The sequence below is a fragment of the Arthrobacter sp. zg-Y1219 genome (assembly GCF_030125545.1).
Classification (GTDB): domain Bacteria; phylum Actinomycetota; class Actinomycetes; order Actinomycetales; family Micrococcaceae; genus Arthrobacter_B.
In genome coordinates this window covers 294,916-314,199 of the sequence record NZ_JASKLY010000012.1, presented here as the reverse complement: position 1 = coordinate 314,199, position 19,284 = coordinate 294,916, and the positions used below count along the sequence as shown (strand labels likewise).

Sequence of the window (19,284 nt, the reverse complement as noted above, 5' to 3'; positions counted from 1 at the left end):
GACATAGGTTTACCATGGCTGACTGCGGCGCCAAGAAGCGCAATGGGGACCCATGCGGCGCTGCCACAACGAAGGGCCAGCGCGGCTGCGCCCGGCATGGCGGCAAGTCCCCGCAGGCGAAGAAGGCAGCCGAGCGCCGGCTCGCCGACCAGGAAGCGACCAGGAATATGGAGAAAGCCGTCAGAACCCTAGGCATCACCGACTAATACCAGGACGTGGACCCGAGCAAGGCGCTCCTCGACGAGATCAGCGTGACCTACGCGCATGTGCAGTGGCTCCGTGAGAAGGTCGCCGACCTCGACGAGGTCGAGCATCTCACCAAGGGGACGCGGGAGCACGAATGGGCCGAAGCAGATGACGAGCCAGGCAACCCCGACGCTCACGCTCTCGTGTGGGGGCAGACGGAGTACCGGAATAAGGTTGGGCCAGACTACCGTCGAGCAGGCAGGCGTGAGTGTCTGGTACGTACCAGGTCTGCCTCAAGGAGCGCGAGCACCTGGTCAGGGTCAACAGCAGCGCTCAAGGCCGGCATCGAGGAGTGCAGGGTACGTCTCGGCGAGTCACAAGGTGAGCTGGTGGCCCGGGTCACCCGCGGCGCCCTCGAAGCCCTCAACCTCACCACCGACCAATGGGTACTCGTGCAGACCGTTGTCCCCCGGGAATTGCGTGCACTTTCCGCCGAATAATGTACGGAATACCAAGTGTTACTTGGTCTAATAGAAAGTGACAGGCGAACCTAGGGGAAGCAAGAGCGAGTGCACGGCGGAGATCACGGGCAAGAGCACCGCCCAAGGGACCACATGGTCATCATGGTCTCCCGGCATGGCTGAACTGCGAACAAGATGCAGCACTGCCTGCTACCAGACATCAGGTGGGAGGCGGTGACCCGCGCCGAAGCATGCAGGACGGGGCAAAACCGTTTCGAAACTATAGGAACCGCGCCCCATGCCTTCGCCGTGGGACTTTCGTGGGCGGGCCGGGCGAGCTGACTAGGCTGCGGCTGTAGCGGTGGGGTACTCGAACTCCCAGTTCTCATTATCGGCGAAATCATCGAGGATAAGGGTGCCTGAAGGTGTGGGGACGTCCAGCACTACTGAGCCTGCAGCCTTTTCGCCTGGACCCATGGTCATGGTGATCATTTCATTGCTTGGAAGACAAGAGCCAGCTGCGGTTGTATACGGGATCCCATTCATGTTTGTTCCGTTGGCCGCTATTACATCGAAGTTATCAGGCATGAAGTAGGGATTCTTGTCATCTGCAAGCTCAGGCGCAGTTGAGACTTCCATATTCACGACGACAAAGTGACCATTTTCCGGAGGCACTGCTGTTTCCCCTGTGCAAACGGGGTCCACCACAATGGACGTCACAACAAAGTCCACGATCTGCGTGCCATCAATACTGTAGCCAGTGGCCTTGCCCACCTCTGCAATGAGGTTTCCTCTGTCAGATCGCTCCGGCCCGTCCAATCCCTGTGACTTTAAGCCGTTTCCATCAGCGGTCGCAGGTGGAACGTTCGGCTCGCTGGCCGCGGGCTCGTCCGTACTGCTGCAGCCGGTGAGCAGAGCCAACGATGCGACAGCAATCAATACTGTTTTTTTCATTTTTCCCCCAGTTGTAAAAGCGAACTACAGCCTATCGGAGGACAGCTCTACGCGTGACCAGCAGTCGATGTCATGGAAGCGCGGCAAGGGCTTCGTGTGCCCGGCGGTCATACACTCGCCGGAAGGTCCCACCTACGCCCCGTACGGGGCCGAACTGTATGTGAGGGCGGGAGCTCCCCAGTTTGGGACGGTAGACGCTAAGGCGGCCGCCTGGACGCCGACGCAGGTACTTCTACACTGGGTCGACGATGCTGGGAAGGCTCACAATGGCTGGGTGCTCGCAAGCAGCGTCCGGCGGATCGGGCGGGACGAATAATCCTGTCAGGATCCCTACGACGAGGACTAATCCACTCGACTCCACGGACTTTGTGAAGACTTTGTGATGACCGGGGACCTCCGGAGGCTACTGGACCTCCGAAAATCCCCGGTATCTCGTAGGGCTGGTGGGGCTTGAACCCACGACCCACGGATTATGAGTCCGCTGCTCTGACCAGCTGAGCTACAGCCCCAAGACGCTCCTCTGCGCGCAAACACCGAGGAGCACAATAGAAACATCCTAGTGGCAGCCGCGCCCGTGCCGCCAATTGGCGGCACGGGAAGACGCGGGGGAAGACACGGGGGATGACACGGGAAGGCTCGGGGAAACAGCGACCTAGATGGTTCCCTGCGTGACCGGCCGTCCGTGGTACAAATCCTCGAAGGTCTGCAGGGTGGCGTCCAGGCTGTGCCGTTCCACCATGGCCCTGCTGCGGGCACCCATCTCGGCGCGTGCCTCGGTGTCCAGCTGCAGGATCTCGGTGAGCCGTTCACTGAGCTCATCGCTGTTGCCCGGAGCGAACAGGTAGCCGTTCTTACCCGGATCCACCAGGTGCGGCAGGGCCATGGCATCGGCCAGCAGCACCGGTGTGGACGCGGACATGGCTTCCAGCGTCACCAGGGACTGCAGTTCGGCGGTTCCCGGCATCACGAACACGTCGGCCCGCTGATAGGCCCGGCGCAGTTCCTCGTCGGACACCAGGCCGCGGAAAACGACGCGGTCGGCCAGGCCGAGCCGCTTCACCTGCGCCTGCAGGCTGGCCTTGACTTCGCCGCCGCCGATGATTTCGGCGTGAACGTTCAGGTGCGCCGGCGCCTTGGCCACGGCGTCGATCATTACGTCCACGTGCTTCTCTTCGGCCAGGCGGCCGACGAACAGGACCGTCGGATGGTCGTGCCGTTCGTCGGACTCGCCCGGCTGCAGTTCGTAGACCGAGGCGTCGATGCCGTTGGACAGCGGCAGGACGTCGGGCAGGAAGGCATGGGCGTGCATGGCCTTCGCGGCCAGCGGCGTGGGCGTGGTGACCACGGCCGCGCGGCCCATGACCTTGCCCATGTCCTTCCAGGAGTTCTTGGCCACGATGTCCTTCAGCCACCGGGGAAACGGCAGGAAGGGATCCAGGTTTGCGGGCATGAAGTGGTTCGTGGCGATGACCCGGATGCCGCGCTTCTCGGCCTCGTACAGGGTGTACTCCCCCACCATGTAGTGGCACTGGATGTGCACGACGTCGGGCTGCACCCGGTCAAAGAGCAGGCTGATTTCCTTCTTGATCTCCCACGGCAGGCAGATGCGCCAGTAGTCGTGGGTCGGCACGCCGTGCGACCGCAGGCGGTGCACCGGCCACTCGCCGTCGAGGTCGGAGCGGCTGCCGCCGTCGACGTCGTTGGGTGCCAGCACGTGCACGTCGTGGCCCCGCCCGTTCATTCCCCGCGCCAGCCGGTAGCCGAACTGCGCCGCCCCGTTCAGGTGCGGCGGATAGGTGTCGCAGGCAATGAGGATCGTCAGCGGTTTATCGGCCGTTGCGTCGGTCACAGGGAGTCCCTCTTTTGGTCTTTAGACGTTTTCTCGGCGGCCTGCTTTTGCCGGTGCCGTGCCTCTGCCCGCCGCTGGATAACATCCGGGTGATAACGGGAGAGCGCAACGACCCCCACGATAGCAATCAAAGCTGCCACCCCCATGGCAACTGCCGCCACGGCGGGTACATCCGGCCGCAGCTCGTGGAGGACGCCGATGCCGATGGCGATGCCGACCATCGGATCGATCACGGTCAGACCGGCGATCACCAGGTCGGGCGGACCGCTGGAGTAGGCGCTTTGAACGAACCAGGCGCCCAGTCCCGCGGCCACCACTATGCCGACGACGGTGTACCAGGGGACATTGAGCAGGAAGCGGCCGTTGGGGTTCAACAGGTCGCCGGTGATGACTTTGGTCAGGACCGCGACGAACCCGTAGAGGACCCCGGCACCCACGATGAATCCGATGGCACCGATTTTCCGCCCGAAGAGGACGTTGAGTGTGCCGAAGAACACCACCACAACGGCCAGAATCAGGACGATGGTCAGTTCCTGCGCCGGCTGGACCTCGCCGGGATCACGCGTAACGCCGACGGCGAGGGAGACAAAGAGCGCGCTGCCGAGGACGCAGGCCACGATGGAGACGACGGTGATGCGGTTCATCCGCAGGCCCTGGTCCCGGGAATTGACGATGGTGGTGATGACCAGGGCGATGGAGCCGATCGGCTGCACCACAGTCAGCGGAGCCATGGCCAGCGCCGCCACGTTCAGGGCCATGCCCACCGCGAGCAGGAGAAGTCCCAGCAGCCAGCGCGGATTGCGCAGCAGCCGCAGCAGCTGCGACGAATTGAGGTCCAGCCCGCCGGTGTCGGCACTGACCGCGCTCCCCTGGCGCTGGGCCCCGAAGGCCAGGAACACCGCGCTGGCCAGGGCGCAGACAATGGCTAAACCAACCATCAGCCGTTCCCGGCCGCACTGCGCAGCCGGGCATGTTTATGCCACAAGGCCCGCAGATATCCGACCGCTGCAATGATGTGCCCCGCGCAGCCCAGCAGCAGCACGGCGTTTCCTGCGGTGAACAGCCAGGCATAGTCGAATCCGGGCACCCGCTGCAGCAGCAGGAGCGGCGCCCCCAGCAGCAGCAGCGCCGTCCGGATTTTCCCGACGTTGCTGACCGGAAGGTTGGGGTTGCCGTGAAAGAGCACCAGCGCGTTGAGGATCAGAATGGCATCGGGAATCACGATGGTCAGGACCAGCCATGCCGGTGCGATGCCCTGCACCACGAAGGTCACCGCGACGACGATCAGGGCCAACCGGTCCGCGACCGGATCCAGCCACTGCCCCACCCGGGACACCTGGTCCAGGCGGCGGGCCAGGTAGCCGTCCACCCAGTCGGTGGAACCCACGATCACGAGGGTGAGGAAGGCCGGGCCGTAGTCCTCCCGAAGGATGAACGCCAGGAAGAGCGGGACCCCCAGAAAACGGAGGACCGTGATCAGGTTTGGAATCGTCCAGAAAGTGTCCAAGACCGTTAGCTCACGGCCCGGACGTGTTCCTGCACCGATCAACCTGATCACGGTCCACTCCCCCTGTCAGCGATGGCGGGACCTACTTGGAGGCGAGCCTGCGGATCATGATGGCCATGGCCAGCAGCGAGGCCGCCAGGACGGTCAGGGGCTGCCACCGCTCCTTGATCATGGCCAGGATGTCGTCGGCCGCGGAGGGCCCGTCACCCTGCCCTGCGGTGTCCGAGGTGCGCTGCTGGCGGGCCCGGCGGGCCTTGAGCTCGTTGATCTGCGTCTTGACGTCAACTTTTTCGCCCAGCCCGTCGCGGACGGCGGCGATGTGTTCGCGCCGCTGCCGGGCGCGGGTCCGCAGCTCCTCGGGCGTTGCCGGCTTCGGCCCGTCCTCCGCCTGCTCTTTCTTCTTCTTGTCTTTGTCCTTGTCCTTCGGCTCCTTCGGCTTCTTCTCCAGCGTTGCCGGATCAAAGCTGCGGCCTTCCTTCAGGACACCGAGGTCGTAGCGCAGCCCGTAGATGGCTTCCTCGGGCAGCAGCGGCAGTGTCTTCTTGAACCGGTTGACGCCGATCAAGCCTCCCACTGCGGCGATAACCAGGAACAGCAGGGCCACCAGCAGGGCGGCAAGCCAACCCGGCATCACGGTGGCCAAACCCAGGATCGCGGCGACAATCAGCGCGATGGCCAGGCCTGCGATAAAGAGCAGTGCAACGACGAGAAACGCCGCAGCGACCCCCGCCTTGATGCCCTTCTGCTTCATCTCGGCAGTGGCCAGCGCGAATTCGTCATTCAGCTGGCGGGGGGTCAACCGGGCCATCACCTTCGCCAGGCCCACCAATGACGAATTCCCTGCGGTCCTTCGTGTGCTAGCGGAGCGATTCATGCGCCCTGCCTCCATCCCCTGATTACTGTTCGCCGTTGCCATTATCCAAAATTACCATTCTCCTCACGTTTCACACTGTGAACAGGTGTACCGGGCCGCTACGGGGTTTCCAGGCCTTCGCGGTCCTCCAGTGCGCGCCCGGAGAATTCGGGCAGTTTGGTCTTGACGAACCAGAAGGAAAGCACGGAGAAGATCGTGAAGATGGCGTACATGATCCAGACTCCGAAGTTATCGCTCACCCACGGGAAGGACAGGGTGACGATGAAATTGAAAATCCAGTTGACCATCGCACCCAGGCCCAGGGCCAGGGAGCGGATGTTGTTCGGGAAAACCTCGCCCAGGGTGACCCACATGACCGGACCCCACGTCGCGGCGAAGAAGATCACGAACAGGTTTGCGCCGACCAGGGCAACCGGGCCCCAGATGCCGGGCAGCGCGACGTCGTCGCCCATGCCCTCGGCCTGCGAGAACGAGACCGTCGCCATCAGCAGGCCCACGAACATCCCCGCCGAGCCGATCATGAGCAGCTTGCGGCGGCCGATCCGGTCGACGAAGGCAATGGCCACGATGGTCATGAGCACGTTGATGATCGAGGTGATGACCGACGTCGTGAACGAGTCGCTTTCGCTGAAGCCCACCGACTGCCACAGCGTGGTGGAGTAGTAGAAGATCGCGTTGATGCCGACGAGCTGCTGGAAGGCGGCAATGGCCATGCCCACCCACAGGATGGGCTGCAGGCCGAACTTCGGGCCGCGCAGGTCCTTGAACGTGGGCTTTTTGCTCTTGAAGCTCTCGCGGATCTGGCGGATCTTCAGGTCGGTGTCCACCACGCCGGAGACGGTGCGGAGCACCTTGGCGGCATCTTCATCACGGTTCTGGCGGACCAGATACTGCGGAGACTCCGGGATGGTGAGCGCCAGGACACCGTAAACGATGGCCGGGAACACGCCGACCAGGAGCATCCAGCGCCATGCGGCCAGCCCCCACCACAGCTCGCCCAGGGCGCTGCCGGCAGAATTGGCCAGGAACGCGTCGGAGAGCAGCGCTGCAAAGATGCCCAGGGTAATCGCCAGCTGCTGGACGGACCCCAGGGCGCCGCGCCATTTGTTGGGCGCGACTTCGGCGATGTACCCCGGGGCGATCACCGACGCGGTTCCGATGGCGAGGCCGCCGACCAGACGCCACCACATCAGGTCCCACTCGCTGAAGGCGTAGGCCGACCCGATCGAGTTGGCGGCGAACAGCACCGCGGCGCCGACCATGACTTTCTTGCGGCCCAGGCGGTCGGCGAGTTGCCCGGCGAACCAGGCGCCGACGGCGCAGCCCAGCAGGGTGATGGCGACGGTGAAGCCCAGCACGCCGGGAGTAAGCGTAAATTCTTCGCCAATGGCGTCCACTGCGCCGTTGATGACGGCAGTGTCAAAGCCGAAGAGCAGACCGCCCACAGCCGCCGCAACGGTGACTGCAATCACCTTGAATGGATGGGCCACCTTCTCGGACTCGCCCGGATTAGGCCTTGGTTGGCTCGCGCCCATGGAAGGATCCTCTGTCTGTCGTTGGTTATTTGAAAGTTCCGCCCCAAACCTAGTAATCCTACGCATAACCCTAGGCACGACGGGCGGCGGAGGGAACACGTAAGCCGGGGAGCAGACAAGAGGGGCTGGAAAGAAACAGCAGGCCTGCGCCGGATTGCGGGCGGAGGCCTGCTGCCAGCCGTTGCTGCGCCGCCAGTTCGCGGCGGGCGGGATGCGTCCGGGCGGCGCGCCTGGCGCACGACGGCGGCAGCCACAGCTGCGGCGGGCGCCGCACCTGCGTGTCGGCCTGCGCGCTTCCGCGGTGTCACGGGAGTGCCGGACGTCACTCGGGTGCCGGGCGTGCCGCCGGAAAAGGTCAAAAAAAGACTCCCCGGCCAGCAGTGATGCTGGCCGGGGAGCCTGTTTGCTCCTCCGACTGGACTTGAACCAGTAACCCTTCGATTAACAGTCGAATGCTCTGCCAATTGAGCTACGGAGGAAAGCGCGAGTTCTACTATACAGGCTTTGCGGAGTGCCCGCGCACGGTTTCGATGTGTTCAGGCTCTCACTTTCGGCCCGCCGCTCCGCGGCCCCGCGGCACACGCTGGTCCCTGCGGGTTTTGAAATTTCCGCCGCCGCTTCGGGATTCTGCTGCCGGTCCGCAGTGGCAGGGATTTCCCACAACGGTCGATTCCTCCCGGAACGGCGCCGGATGGGCACCCGAGACGGGCTTGGCCCGGGAAACAAATGAGGCCCTGACCGGCATAATGCCAAGTCAGAGCCTCATTCTTTTGCTCCTCCGACTGGACTTGAACCAGTAACCCTTCGATTAACAGTCGAATGCTCTGCCAATTGAGCTACGGAGGAAAGCGCGTGTCCTACTCTACAGAGGTTTCGCAGGGAAGCGAAATCGGTGCGCCGGCGGGGATTTTTTCTCGCCCCGCGGCCGCGCCTACTGGTCCCCCCGCAGTGCCCGGCGCTGCATTTCCAGCTCCATCAGGTCACGGTTCAGCTGCTGGAACAGGGCCGGATCGGCGTTGGGGTCCAGGCGCTGCAGCTGGCCCAGCTTCTCGGCCTTCAAATGGGTCACCTGCAGTTCAAAGAGCCGATTCAGGATGTCCCGGCAGTAGCGCGCCAGGGCGTCGTTGTCGCGGGCATGCAGCGGAGTCACCGCGAGCTCGCTGACGAAATCCCGCAGCGTGTCCGGCAGCTCCTGGCGGACCTGTTCCACCCACTGCGCCGGTGCGGTGCCGGCGTGGCCGGCGGCAATGATCGCGTTGTGCACCGCCAGGTAGGCTGGCACGGAGAAGCGGGCGGCCTTGAAGCGCTCCCACTGCCCCTCATCCAGCAGGCCCGGCTGCTGCAGCGCCACCTCCAGCGCCTGCCGTTCCATCCGTGCGGCGGGATCCCGCGGGTCCGGCCGGGAGAACGCCGGCGGCTCGAGGGTGGGTTCCGGCACCTGCTGCTGGTAACCGGCCTGCGAGCCCTGCTGCTGGCTTCCCTGCGGCTGCCCGTATCCGCCGCGGGACTCCTGCTGCGAACCGCGGCCTCCGTGCTGGCCTCCCCGCTGGCCCTGGCTTCCCTGCTGGCCAGTGTCCCGGTAGCCGCGCTGGGAGCCGCGTCCGTCGTCGTGCGCTGCCGTCCCGGACCCGGTCTTGCCGTGCCCGGATTTGCCGTGCGCGGCACCTTCGCGCAGCCGTTTGGCGGCTCCGGCGACGGCTCGGGTGACGTCGTCGACGTCGGTCCCCAGCCAGCCGGCGAGCTCGCGGGCGTAGGCCGGACGCATGGCCGGGTCGCGGATCTCGGCCACCACAGGGGCTGCGGCGCGCAGTGCCTGCACCCGGCCTTCGACGGTGTTCAGATCGAATTTGCGCAGCGTGGAGCGGATCGCGAATTCAAACAGCGGCCGGCGCGAGCGGATCAGTTCGACGACGGCTGAGTCGCCGTGCTTTTGCCGGATGTCACAGGGATCCATACCCTCCGGATCCACCGCCACGTACGTCTGCGCAGTGAAGCGCTGGTCCTCCTCAAAGGCGCGCAGTGCGGCCTTCTGGCCCGCGGCGTCGCCGTCGAAGGTGAAGATCACTTCTCCCCCGGTGCCGTCGTCGGAGAGCAGCCGGCGGGCAATCTTGATGTGGTCCTCGCCGAAGGCCGTGCCGCAGGTGGCGACGGCGGTGGTGATGCCCGCCAAGTGGCAGGCCATCACGTCGGTGTAGCCTTCGACGACTACGATCTGCCGGTCCTTGGCGATCGAGCGCTTGGCCAGGTCGATTCCGTACAGCACCTGGGACTTCTTGTAGAGCTGCGTTTCGGGAGTGTTCAGGTACTTCGGGCCCTGGTCGTCCTCGTAGAGCTTGCGCGCACCGAAGCCGATCACGGCGCCGGTCAGGTCGCGGATGGGCCAGATCAGCCGGCCGCGGAAGCGGTCGTAGAACCGGGAGGCGTCCGAGCCGGTGGAGAACATGCCGGTGCCGGCGAGCTCGTCACGGGTGAAGCCCTTGTCGGTGAGGTGCTTGAGCAGCGAGTCCCAGCCCTGCGGGGCGTAGCCGACGCCGAAGTGGGCCGCGGCCGCCGGGTCGAAGCCGCGTTCCTGCAGGAAGTCCCGGGCGGCCTGCGCTCCGGGGGTGCGCAGCTGGGCGGCGAAGAACTCGGCGGCGATCTTGTGGGCGTCGAGCAGGCGCTGCCGCTTGCCGACGTCCTCGCGGCGGGGTCCGGTGCCGCCGTCCTCGTAGTGCAGTTCGTAGCCGAGCCGGGCGGCGAGCTTCTCCACCGTTTCGGAGAACGTGCCGTGATCCATTTTCTGCACGAAGGAGATGACGTCGCCGCTCTCGCCGCAGCCGAAGCAGTGGTAGCTGCCCACCTGCGGCCGGACGTGGAAGGACGGTGAACGCTCGTCGTGGAAGGGGCACAGCCCCTTGTAGGAGCCGATGCCTGCGGACTTCAGCGTCACGTAGCCGTCGATCACGGCCTTGATGTCGGTGCGGGAACGTACTTCGTCAATGTCTTCGCGTTTAATCAAACCGGCCATGCAACCCAGTCTATTCTTCCCCGCCAAACCGGCGCCGGGAGGCATAGCAGCGGGGGCGTCCCTGCCGTCCGAAGCCGGCCGGGGAACGCCCCCGCTGCTGTGTCCCTATCCGTTACTCCTCTGCCTGCCGACGGCGGCTGAGGTACATTCCCAGTCCCCCGCTTAGGAGCAGCCCGGCAGCCAGGGCCAGAGGACCTGCAACCGAGGTGGCACCGGTATCCGGCAGGTCCGGACGGGCGGGCTGCGGCTCCGGACGCGCGGGCTGCGGCTCGGGACGAACGGGTGCGGGCTGGGCAGCGAATTCGTAGCTGTTGGTGACCACGGCCGTCACAGTGTCACTGGCCGGTACCGTCACCGGTGCGGGCAGCGTGGATTCCACCTCCACTGTTGAGGTGGCACCCGTGCTGGTCTCAGTAACGGTGCATTCGGTGCCGGCGGGCAGGCCCGCAAACTCGGTGGTCACCTCTCCGGTGGTGCCGCCAGGGATGGTTACCGTCTCGTCCAGGGCGGACCCGTCCGTGCCGCACCGGACTTCCAGGACGACTTCACCCTGTTCGCCCGCGGCAGCCCCGGTGATGACCTTGGTGACCACCAGGACACCCGGAAGGAAGCTGTAGGTATTCGTCACCGTGGTGTCGACGGTATCGCCGGCGAGAATTTCGATGTCAGCGGGCAATTCGGTGGTCACGGTGACCGCGGCGGTGGCCCCGGTCACCGGTTCGGTAATGGAGCAGGAGGCACCTGCCGGGATATTCGAGAACACCGCGCCCACGTCTTCGGTGGTCCCGGCCGGAACCTGGGAAACCTCCTCGAACACCGTCACCCCGTCGAGGGTGCACAGGACATCGACCTCCACGGATTCCTGGTTTCCTGCCGCCTCACCGGCAATAACTTTGGTGACGACCAAGGAGCCGGGATTCACCTCGTAAGTGTTGATGACGCTAGCCTCCGCAGTTTCCCCAGCGGCTATGGTCACGTCTTCGGGCAGTTCCACGGTGACACCCACCGCGGGGGTTTCACCCGTTCCGGGTTCGGTGACGCCGCAGCTCGCACCTTCCGGGATTCCGCTGACCGTGCCGGGAACGGTACCTCCGGCGCCTGCTTCAATGGTGATGTCCTGGCGTATCACCTCTACTCCGTCTGCGGTGCAGATGACCTCGACCGTGATGGGACCCTGCTCCCGGGCTGCCGGGCCGGCGATCACCTTGTCGACGGTCAGGGCACCGGGGTTCACCGTGTACGTGTCCGTGAAAACCACTTCCACGCCAACGCCGGCAGGAATCGTTACCGTTCCACCCGCAGGATCAACGACGGTTTCCACACTGACCTCGGTGGTGGCGCCGTCGGCGGTCTCGGTGACCGTGCAGCTGGCGCCCGCGGGCAGGTCCTCGAACTCCTCGGTGGTCGGTTCAGTGGTGCCGGCCGCAACGGTCACCGTCTCGTTCAGGACCGTCGCGCCTGAAGCGGTGCAGGTCACCTGCAGCGTGACGACGCCCTGCCGTCCCGCCCCGGCCCCGGCGATGTCCTTTCGGACGGCGAGGGTTCCGGTGGTGAAGGTGTAGTCATTGGTCAGAGCGGCAGTAACGCTGCCCGCGGCCGGAACCGTTACGGTCCCTTCCCCTGTCACGGTAACGGCCACGGCGGTGCTTGAGCCGTCCACGGTTTCCGTCACGGTGCAGCTGGTGCCGGCGTCAAGGTCGGGGAATTCGGCCGCTTCCGGGGTAATGGTTCCCTCCGGAATCGTCACCGTGGTGTCCAGCACTGTGGTTCCGTTCAGGGTGCAGACGACGGAGATCGTCACCTCGCCCTGGGCGCCGGCGGCCTCCCCCGTGTTGGTCTTGGTCACCACCAGCGTTCCCGGCGTAAAGGTATAGGTGTCAGTTACTGCCGCCGTCGCCGTCGTGCCGGAGACGATCGTGACGGCGCCGGGCAGGATGGTGCTCACTTCGACGCTGTCGCTGGCGCCGGTGGTCGGTTCCGTAACGGTGCAGGTGGAACCGGCGGGAATGTCGTTGAAGGTCTCCGATTGCGTCCCGGTGGCCTCCGCGTCAATGGTGAAGGTGAACTGGTTCCCGGTGCCGCAGTCGATGTTAATGACTACGGTGCCCTGGCTGCCGGCGGCCGGACCGGCGATCGACTTCGTGACGGTCAGGGAGCCCACTTCGGTGAAGGCTGCGGCCGCCGTCGCGTTGGAGCTGAGCTCCCGCGTAACCGCCAGGATCAGCTTCTGGGCGTTGTCCACCCCCGGTGTTGCCGCGTCGTAAAGATAGACGCTGCCCGTGGGTACGGTGACCGCGGCCCGGGCCGTAAGGTTTGCCGGTCCCGTAGCACCCGTATCGCTCCGCACCCAGACCTGCGTTCCGCTCGGCACTGGACTGTTCAACGGAACCGTTCCCTCGGCATCTGCGTAGAGGCTGAAGCCTTCATCGACCGTCACTTCAATTTCGTCCGCCTCGGACGTCACCGTATGCGGCCCGGCGACTCCGGTCACGGGTGCTCCGGTGGTGGGCGGTGTGATGGCAATGGCCGGCGGGTCGGGCTCCTCCAGCGGCCCGGCGTCAATGGTGGCATTCACGATGGAAGCGACGGTCGGGTAGAGGGAACTCGTGCGATTGACCACGTAGCCGTCAGTGAAGAACCAGATGGCTGCCTGCACTGCGGCCGCCCTGGTGTTGTTGTTTACGCCGGCCGGGAGATTCGTGCTCGGGTAGTACGTATTCAGAATCCGGTTGACGTATCCGATATTCGGGACGTTGGATTCATCCCAGCTGCCGTTTTCGTAACCGATGCTCACCCTCGTGGAGGTGCGCAGGTCGATGCAGTACATCTCGGCGGTGGTGGTGCCGCTGGCGTCCTGGGTGTTGATGATGCCGGCAAAGCTGACGTTTTCCGTCTGGTACCCGGCCGGCACACCGGCGGGATAGGCGTCAATGGGCCAGGTTTGCCCCACGGGCGGCAACCCTCCCGAAACGTTTCTCCCGGCACCCAGGGAGGTGACCACGATGTCCGTATTCGTCGCGTCGGCAGGAGGCGCACCCAGAACAGGCCCGGGATCCGGGGCGGCCTGCGCGGGCAGCCCCAGCGGCAACATCGCCAGGCCTAGCAGGAAAACCAGGAGGCTCCGAGAGTGGAACCGTCGGCTTCCCTTCCTGACGCGGCGTAGCTGGCGGGAACGGGTTGTCTGCTCAGTGCTCATAGCGGTCCTCTGGTGCGCGTGTCCGGCCGACCGCCCGGCGATAGTGAATCGCCGGACGCTGAACCACCCCGCGCCAGAGGCTAACGGTTCAGCCGCCGGTTCACCAGAGAGCCGGCCACATTCCCTACCAGAGCGCCGGAACCGGGCCCACCAGCCGTTCGTGGAGGGCGAGTGCCGAACCGTCCGTCAGCGAGGCGACCTGGTCGACGACGACGCGCAGCCGGGCGCCGTCGTCGTCCGCGTCCCGCCAGTCCGCGGCGAACATCGGCTCCAGGTGCCGGTCCCCGGTGGCCGACAGCTGCGCCACGAGAGCGGTGAGGATTTCGCGCTGCCGTTCGTAGAGCGGCTGGCGCTGGTCGGTGGTCATCACGAACGTGGTGGCCAGGCCCTTCATGACGGCGATTTCGAGCTGGGTTTCCTCGGGCACCACCATCTCGGCGTGGTAGCGGGTGAGCGGGTCGGTGCCGTAAATGCCGCGGGTGGCTTCCAGGGCGCTGTTGCAGAACCGGCCGATCAGCTGGCTGGTCATGTCCTTCAGCGCTGCCATCGCCTTGCGGCTGCCGTCGGATTCGCGGACCCAGACCGGATCCGCCTCGAGCCGCTTCAGCGCCTCCTCGATCGCGGCGCCGTCGGTGCCGGGCAGGTACCACTGCTGGGTGTAGCCGACCACGCGGGCGCGCTGGTCCGGGTTGTCCAGCCACTTGAGCTGCACGTGGCCGGCGACGATGGCGTCTTCGACGTCGTGCACGGAGTAGGAAATGTCATCGGCCAGGTCCATGACCTGCGCCTCGAGGCAGGAGCGGCCGGCGGGGGCGCCGTCGCGCAGCCAGGTGAAGACCGGCATGTCGTCCTCGTAGACCCCGAACTTGGTGGTGCGGTGCCCGTTGACGAGCGGGGCGTCGGCCATCCGCCACGGATATTTGCAGGAGGCGTCCAGGGAGGCGCGGGTCAGGTTCAGGCCGGCCGGCCCGCCGTCGGGCGCAATGATCTTGGGCTCGAGCCGGGTCAGCAGCCGCAGCGTCTGCGCGTTGCCCTCAAAGCCGCCGATGGCGTGGGCGATGTCGTTCAGCGCGGTCTCGCCGTTGTGCCCGAACGGCGGGTGCCCCAGGTCATGCGAAAGGCAGGCGGCGTCGACGACGTCGGGATCGCAGCCCAGCGCGTTGCCCAGCTCGCGGCCCACCTGCGCCACCTCGAGGGAGTGGGTCAGCCGGGTCCGGACGAAGTCGTCGGTGTCCGGGGCGACCACCTGGGTCTTGGCGCCCAGCCGGCGCAGCGCCGAGGAGTGCAGGACCCGGGCGCGGTCGCGGCCGAACTGGGTGCGGTTGGTGTTTTTCGCAGGCTCGGTGACCCAGCGGGCAAGGTCAACGTCGGTATAGCCTGCGGTTTGGAAAGCCTGCGGAAAGGTCATGGGTGTTTAGCCACCTGAAATGTTGAGTTCGGCTGCGGAAATGACTGACTTTTGCGCGGCGTTGAGCTCGCGCGATTCCAGCCAGTTTTCCGGCAGTGCTGTCTTCTTGGGTGATCCGGCGCGCCCGCGCGGACCTTCGGCGTCGACGCCCGGGTACGGGGCCTCGGGGTCGAGCTGGTCCAGCAGCTCGCGCAGCACTTCCAGCGTGGGCACTGTGGCCAGCTGCGCGCGGAGGTCTCCGCCCACCACGTAGCCCTTGAAGTACCAGGCCATGTGCTTGCGGATGTCGCGCAGCGCCATCATTTCCCCGCCGAAGGTTTCCACCAGCAGTTCGGCGTGCCGGTAAACGCTCTCGGAGACTTCCTTGAGTCCCGGGCGGTGGCGCACGTCGCTGCCCTCGAAGGCGGCCTGCAGGTCGCCGAACAGCCAGGGCCGGCCCTGGCAGCCGCGGCCGATGACGACGCCGTCGACGCCGGTTTCGCGCACCATGGCGATGGCGTCCTCGGCGGACCAGATGTCTCCGTTGCCCAGCACCGGAATGTCCGGCAGTGCTTCGCGGAGCTCAGCGATGGCCGACCAGTCGGCCTTGCCGGAGTAGAACTGGGACGCGGTGCGCCCGTGCAGGGCGACGGCGGCGACGCCGGAGTCGCGGGCAATCCGGCCGGCGTCGAGGAAGGTCAGGTGGTCCTCGTCGATGCCCTTGCGCATTTTGATGGTCAGCGGAACATTGCCCTTGGAGGCTTCCTTCACCGCGGTCTGCACGATGGCCTTGAACAGGTCCAGCTTCCAGGGCAGGGCCGAGCCGCCGCCCTTGCGGGTGACCTTGGGGACGGGGCAGCCGAAGTTCAGGTCGATGTGGTCGGCGCGGTCTTCCTCGACGAGGATGCGGATGGCTGCGCCGACGGTCACGGGGTCCACGCCGTACAGCTGGACGGAGCGGACCTTCTCGTCGTCGTCGTGCTCGATGATGCGCAGCGACTCCGGCGAGCGCTCAACGAGGGCCCGCGAGGTGACCATCTCCGTCACGAACAGGCCGCCGCCGTATTCGCGGCAGAGGCGGCGGAAGGCCTTGTTGGTGATGCCGGCCATGGGTGCCAGGATCACCGGCGTGTCCACGGTGATGGGACCCAGCTGCAGCGGCGGCAGCTCGAGCTTGAGTTCAGGGGATAAAACAGTCACACCCCCATTCTCGCAAGTGGATGCAAATCCTGCTTGCGGTGTGGATTGAGGGGGGTGGGTGTGGGGTGGGTGTGGGGTGGGTGGGGTGGGGTGTTGGGGTTGCCGGGGTGTTGGGGTTGGCGGGGTGGTGGGGTTGGCGGGGTGGTGGGGTGTTGGGGTGGTGGATCGCACGATTCGGACCGGGCGCGAGGTGACGGCCACCTGTCAGGATTCCCCTTTGTGCAGATAATGCACTCCCCCAGCCCCTCTCTGGATCCTTCGTGCAGATAATGCACTCCCCGGCGGCCTTTTGGCGTTTCAGAGAGCCGGATCTGCACGAGAGATTTCCCGAGACAGCATTATCTGCACGAAAGATCCCGCGAAGCCCCATTATCCGCACGACGGTTGACCTCAAGCCCCCCGGAGCCGATCCATAGTGCAGATAACGGGCCCAAAGGCCGGTTTTCGGGCATTTTCAGCCCCTGATCTGCGCACGATAGATTTCCCGAAGCCCCGTTATCTGCACGAGAGATCCCGTTCCAGCACCGAGAGCGCAGATCCGGCGGGATTCAACGCGCCAAAGCCACCAGACATGCACTATCGACGGGAACCGACGCGCCAAAACCAGCACATCTGCACTCTCGACAGCCATAAACGCCCTTCCAGCACCGAGAGTGCAGATCAGGAGGTCTTGGCGGGTTCCCGTCCCCGGTCCTAGCCTTCCGGGCCCCGAGCTGTCGGGAGCTGCGTCCGGCTGCGCAGGGACCGGCGAGTGGGCAGGTCAGGCGTGCTGCCGTCGGCCGGATCCTGGGGCTCGTCCGCCTCGGCGGTCCCCCCCCGGGAGCATGCGGACGGACACCGGCAACAACCGCGGCAGAGCTGTCCCGGCCGTGCGGCTCAACGCCGCCAACGCCAACGCCGCCCACGCCCCCGCCGTCGGGCCCCACCCCAACCGCAAGCCCGCCGGCAACCGCCACAGGGTTCCGGGGTGAGCCCTCCGCCCCCACGCCCTTGATCCCGACCGCCTTGACCACCAGCACGGCGACCGCTGTGGTCACCGGGATGGCCAGCACGAGGCCGACGGATCCCACGAGCGTTCGGATCACTTCTTCGGCCAGCTCCCCGCTGGTGATGCTGTCCAGGAAGGGGCGGTCGTACAGGGACACCAGGATCAGCACGGGCAGGGCAGCGCCGGCGTAGGCGAAGGCGATGGTGTAGACGGTGGAGGCAATGTGGTCCCGGCCCACCCGCATCGCCCCGGAGAAGAGCCGTTTCGCGCTGGCTCCGGGAGCCAGCTCGTACATTTCCCAGACCGCCGAGGACTGGGTGATGGTGACGTCGTTGAGCACCCCCAACCCGGAAATGATCAGCCCGCACAGGATGATGCCCGAAACGGAGATGCTCTCGGACGAGTTGATGAGCGTGTAGGCGTTTTCGTCGTCGACCCCCACCAAGTGGGCGGCATCGGTGGCCCACGCCGCCAGGCACGCCGTGATCGACAGCCCGAACAGGGTTCCGAGCAGTGCCGTGGAGGTGCGGGCGGTGAAACCGTGCGCAAAGTAGAGCACCCCGAACATGATCACGCTGGAGCCGATCAGCCCCAGCAGCAGCGGCGGTTTGCCCTCCACCAGCCCCGGCAGGATGAACCCGGCGAGCACGGCATAGGCTCCGACCAGCCCCACGAGCGCACGCAGTCCCCGCCAGCGCGCGACAGCGATCACCACTCCCGCGTACAGCACGGTCAGCGCCGCCATCGGGACGGAGCGGACGAAGTCCACGAAGACATACGGCGGAGCTCCCCCGCCGCCCTGCATCACGGCCTCGAGGTTTAGGTAGCGGATGGTGTCGCCGGCCTCGATGACCTCGCCCTTGGCGACCTCCGGCGGCACCTCGATCTGGATGGTCGGACCGCCGGCATTGGGAACGGTGTAGGCGACCAGGCACTGCTGGGCGGTGCCGCCGGCATCCACGAGCGCCTGCGACGACGGGCAGTCCTCCTCGCTGACGCGCTGCACCTCGCCGGTGTCGAATTTGACCCCGTCGGCGGTGGCGTACGGATCGGAGACGGTGATGCTGCTGCGGTCCCCCGACGGCCACATCAGGACCATTCCGACCACAGCCAGCAGCCCCAGCGGCACCAGGATCCAGGTCAGCAGCCAGTTCGCCCGGCGCCGGGCGGCCAGCGCAGCCGGCGACGGCGGCTCGTCGGAGTGCGGAGAATGGCTGTGTCCCATCGGGGTCCTTCGGCGTCGGCACGGAGCTGCGGCCCACCGGAACGGACGCAGGAAACACGGTTCGGCATCATTGTCGCAAGTCAGGGCGGTCTCTGCGAATTCACCCGCCCGCGGGTCGCCGGCGGGAGGCGACGACGGCGGGAGCGGCGGGTCAGGCTGGCGGGTACCCGGCCACGACGCGCGCGGCCGGGACTGGCCACGAGTGTGCAGCTATGGCGACTTTGCGCCAGCGAGTGAGCAGCTATGGCGGCCGGCATTACTCGAGAGTGCAGCTATGGCGACCTGCGAAACCCACCAAACGTGCGCTCTCAGCACCTCGGCGTCTCGGCTCCTCCCGCAACGGCCCGCGGCGGCCGCGGCGGCCGGTTCCGCGCATTGGTTCCCACTCTTTGTTACCTGGTGAGGCAGGTGTGACCCCGGGAGTGCTCACGCGCCACAGAGACTGGGAACCCGTGCCGGCACCACCCGGCCACCCGGTCATCACACGCCGGCCGGCATCCGAAGGCCCCAGCCCGTGCCGAGTGTGCCGAGCGGAGCCCCAGGTGCACAGCCTCGGGGCAGCCCGGTCATGCGTCGATCGTTCGAAGTACAGATAACGGGCTTCTCAGCCCGGAATAGGCCCGTTATCTGTACTACGGATGGGTCGGAGACTTGGAAAGGCCCGCTATCTGTACTCTGGGCGCGCATCCGAAGGGCAGGCACCCGGATTGGGCCCGTTATCTGTACTCTGGGCGCGCATCCGAAGGGCAGGCACCCGGATTGGGCCCGCCATCCGTACTACCGAGGGACCTGAGCCCGGGGCAGCCACCCCACAAACACAACGACGGCGGGCGCCGGCTCCCGATAGGAACCGGCACCCGCCGTCGTCGTTGTTTCAGGCCTGCGGCAGCTCCGAAATCCAGCCGCCGCGAGAAA

12 protein-coding genes and 3 tRNA genes are annotated in these 19,284 nt (G+C 66.0%); 1 reads left to right on the top strand and 14 read right to left on the bottom strand.

Annotation, left to right across the window (positions count from 1 at the left end; genetic code table 11):
- Window positions 1-215: 215 nt before the first annotated feature.
- Complete coding sequence (locus QNO00_RS08455; RefSeq protein WP_284024242.1) at window positions 216-686, top strand: TOBE domain-containing protein; 471 nt, start codon at window positions 216-218, stop codon at window positions 684-686.
- A gap of 303 nt (window positions 687-989) precedes the next feature.
- On the opposite strand, the gene QNO00_RS08450 is transcribed toward QNO00_RS08455, so the two are convergent.
- From QNO00_RS08450 to QNO00_RS08385, 14 genes are all read right to left on the bottom strand, one after another.
- Complete coding sequence (locus QNO00_RS08450; RefSeq protein ID WP_284024241.1) at window positions 990-1,601, bottom strand: hypothetical protein; 612 nt, start codon at window positions 1,599-1,601, stop codon at window positions 990-992.
- A 435-nt stretch (window positions 1,602-2,036) separates the two neighbouring features.
- A tRNA-Ile gene (locus QNO00_RS08445) sits at window positions 2,037-2,110 on the bottom strand.
- Window positions 2,111-2,253: 143 nt separating this feature from the next.
- On the bottom strand, window positions 2,254-3,450 hold the full coding sequence (locus tag QNO00_RS08440) for a glycosyltransferase (protein WP_229967439.1): 1,197 nt from the start codon (window positions 3,448-3,450) through the stop codon (window positions 2,254-2,256).
- On the bottom strand, window positions 3,447-4,388 hold the full coding sequence (locus QNO00_RS08435; protein WP_229967437.1) for a DMT family transporter: 942 nt from the start codon (window positions 4,386-4,388) through the stop codon (window positions 3,447-3,449). Before QNO00_RS08435 ends, QNO00_RS08440 begins: the two co-directional genes overlap by 4 nt.
- Complete coding sequence (locus QNO00_RS08430) at window positions 4,388-4,957, bottom strand: CDP-alcohol phosphatidyltransferase family protein (RefSeq protein ID WP_284024240.1); 570 nt, start codon at window positions 4,955-4,957, stop codon at window positions 4,388-4,390. Before QNO00_RS08430 ends, QNO00_RS08435 begins: the two co-directional genes overlap by 1 nt.
- A gap of 82 nt (window positions 4,958-5,039) precedes the next feature.
- Entirely contained in the window at window positions 5,040-5,831 is a 792-nt protein-coding gene (locus QNO00_RS08425) for a phage holin family protein (RefSeq protein ID WP_229967433.1), read from the bottom strand.
- 98 nt (window positions 5,832-5,929) lie between these two features.
- A complete protein-coding gene (locus QNO00_RS08420; protein WP_229967431.1) occupies window positions 5,930-7,366 on the bottom strand; it encodes a sugar porter family MFS transporter in 1,437 nt (478 codons plus the stop codon).
- A gap of 406 nt (window positions 7,367-7,772) precedes the next feature.
- Window positions 7,773-7,845 (bottom strand) — tRNA-Asn (locus tag QNO00_RS08415).
- Window positions 7,846-8,139: 294 nt separating this feature from the next.
- A tRNA-Asn gene (locus QNO00_RS08410) sits at window positions 8,140-8,212 on the bottom strand.
- 85 nt (window positions 8,213-8,297) lie between these two features.
- Entirely contained in the window at window positions 8,298-10,373 is a 2,076-nt protein-coding gene (dnaG, locus tag QNO00_RS08405; protein ID WP_229967429.1) for a DNA primase, read from the bottom strand.
- Window positions 10,374-10,485: 112 nt separating this feature from the next.
- Window positions 10,486-13,323, bottom strand: a complete 2,838-nt coding sequence (locus QNO00_RS08400; protein WP_284024239.1) for a DUF5979 domain-containing protein — start codon at window positions 13,321-13,323, stop codon at window positions 10,486-10,488.
- A gap of 370 nt (window positions 13,324-13,693) precedes the next feature.
- Window positions 13,694-14,977 carry a deoxyguanosinetriphosphate triphosphohydrolase gene (locus QNO00_RS08395; protein ID WP_229967425.1) on the bottom strand — a complete coding sequence of 428 codons (1,284 nt, stop codon included), beginning with the start codon at window positions 14,975-14,977 and terminating at the stop codon, window positions 13,694-13,696.
- Window positions 14,978-14,983: 6 nt separating this feature from the next.
- Complete coding sequence (gene dusB / locus QNO00_RS08390) at window positions 14,984-16,156, bottom strand: tRNA dihydrouridine synthase DusB (RefSeq protein ID WP_229967423.1); 1,173 nt, start codon at window positions 16,154-16,156, stop codon at window positions 14,984-14,986.
- 548 nt (window positions 16,157-16,704) lie between these two features.
- Window positions 16,705-18,369 (bottom strand): YibE/F family protein, encoded by a 1,665-nt coding sequence (locus QNO00_RS08385; protein ID WP_284024238.1) that lies wholly within the window; start codon window positions 18,367-18,369, stop codon window positions 16,705-16,707.
- Window positions 18,370-19,284: the final 915 nt, after the last annotated feature.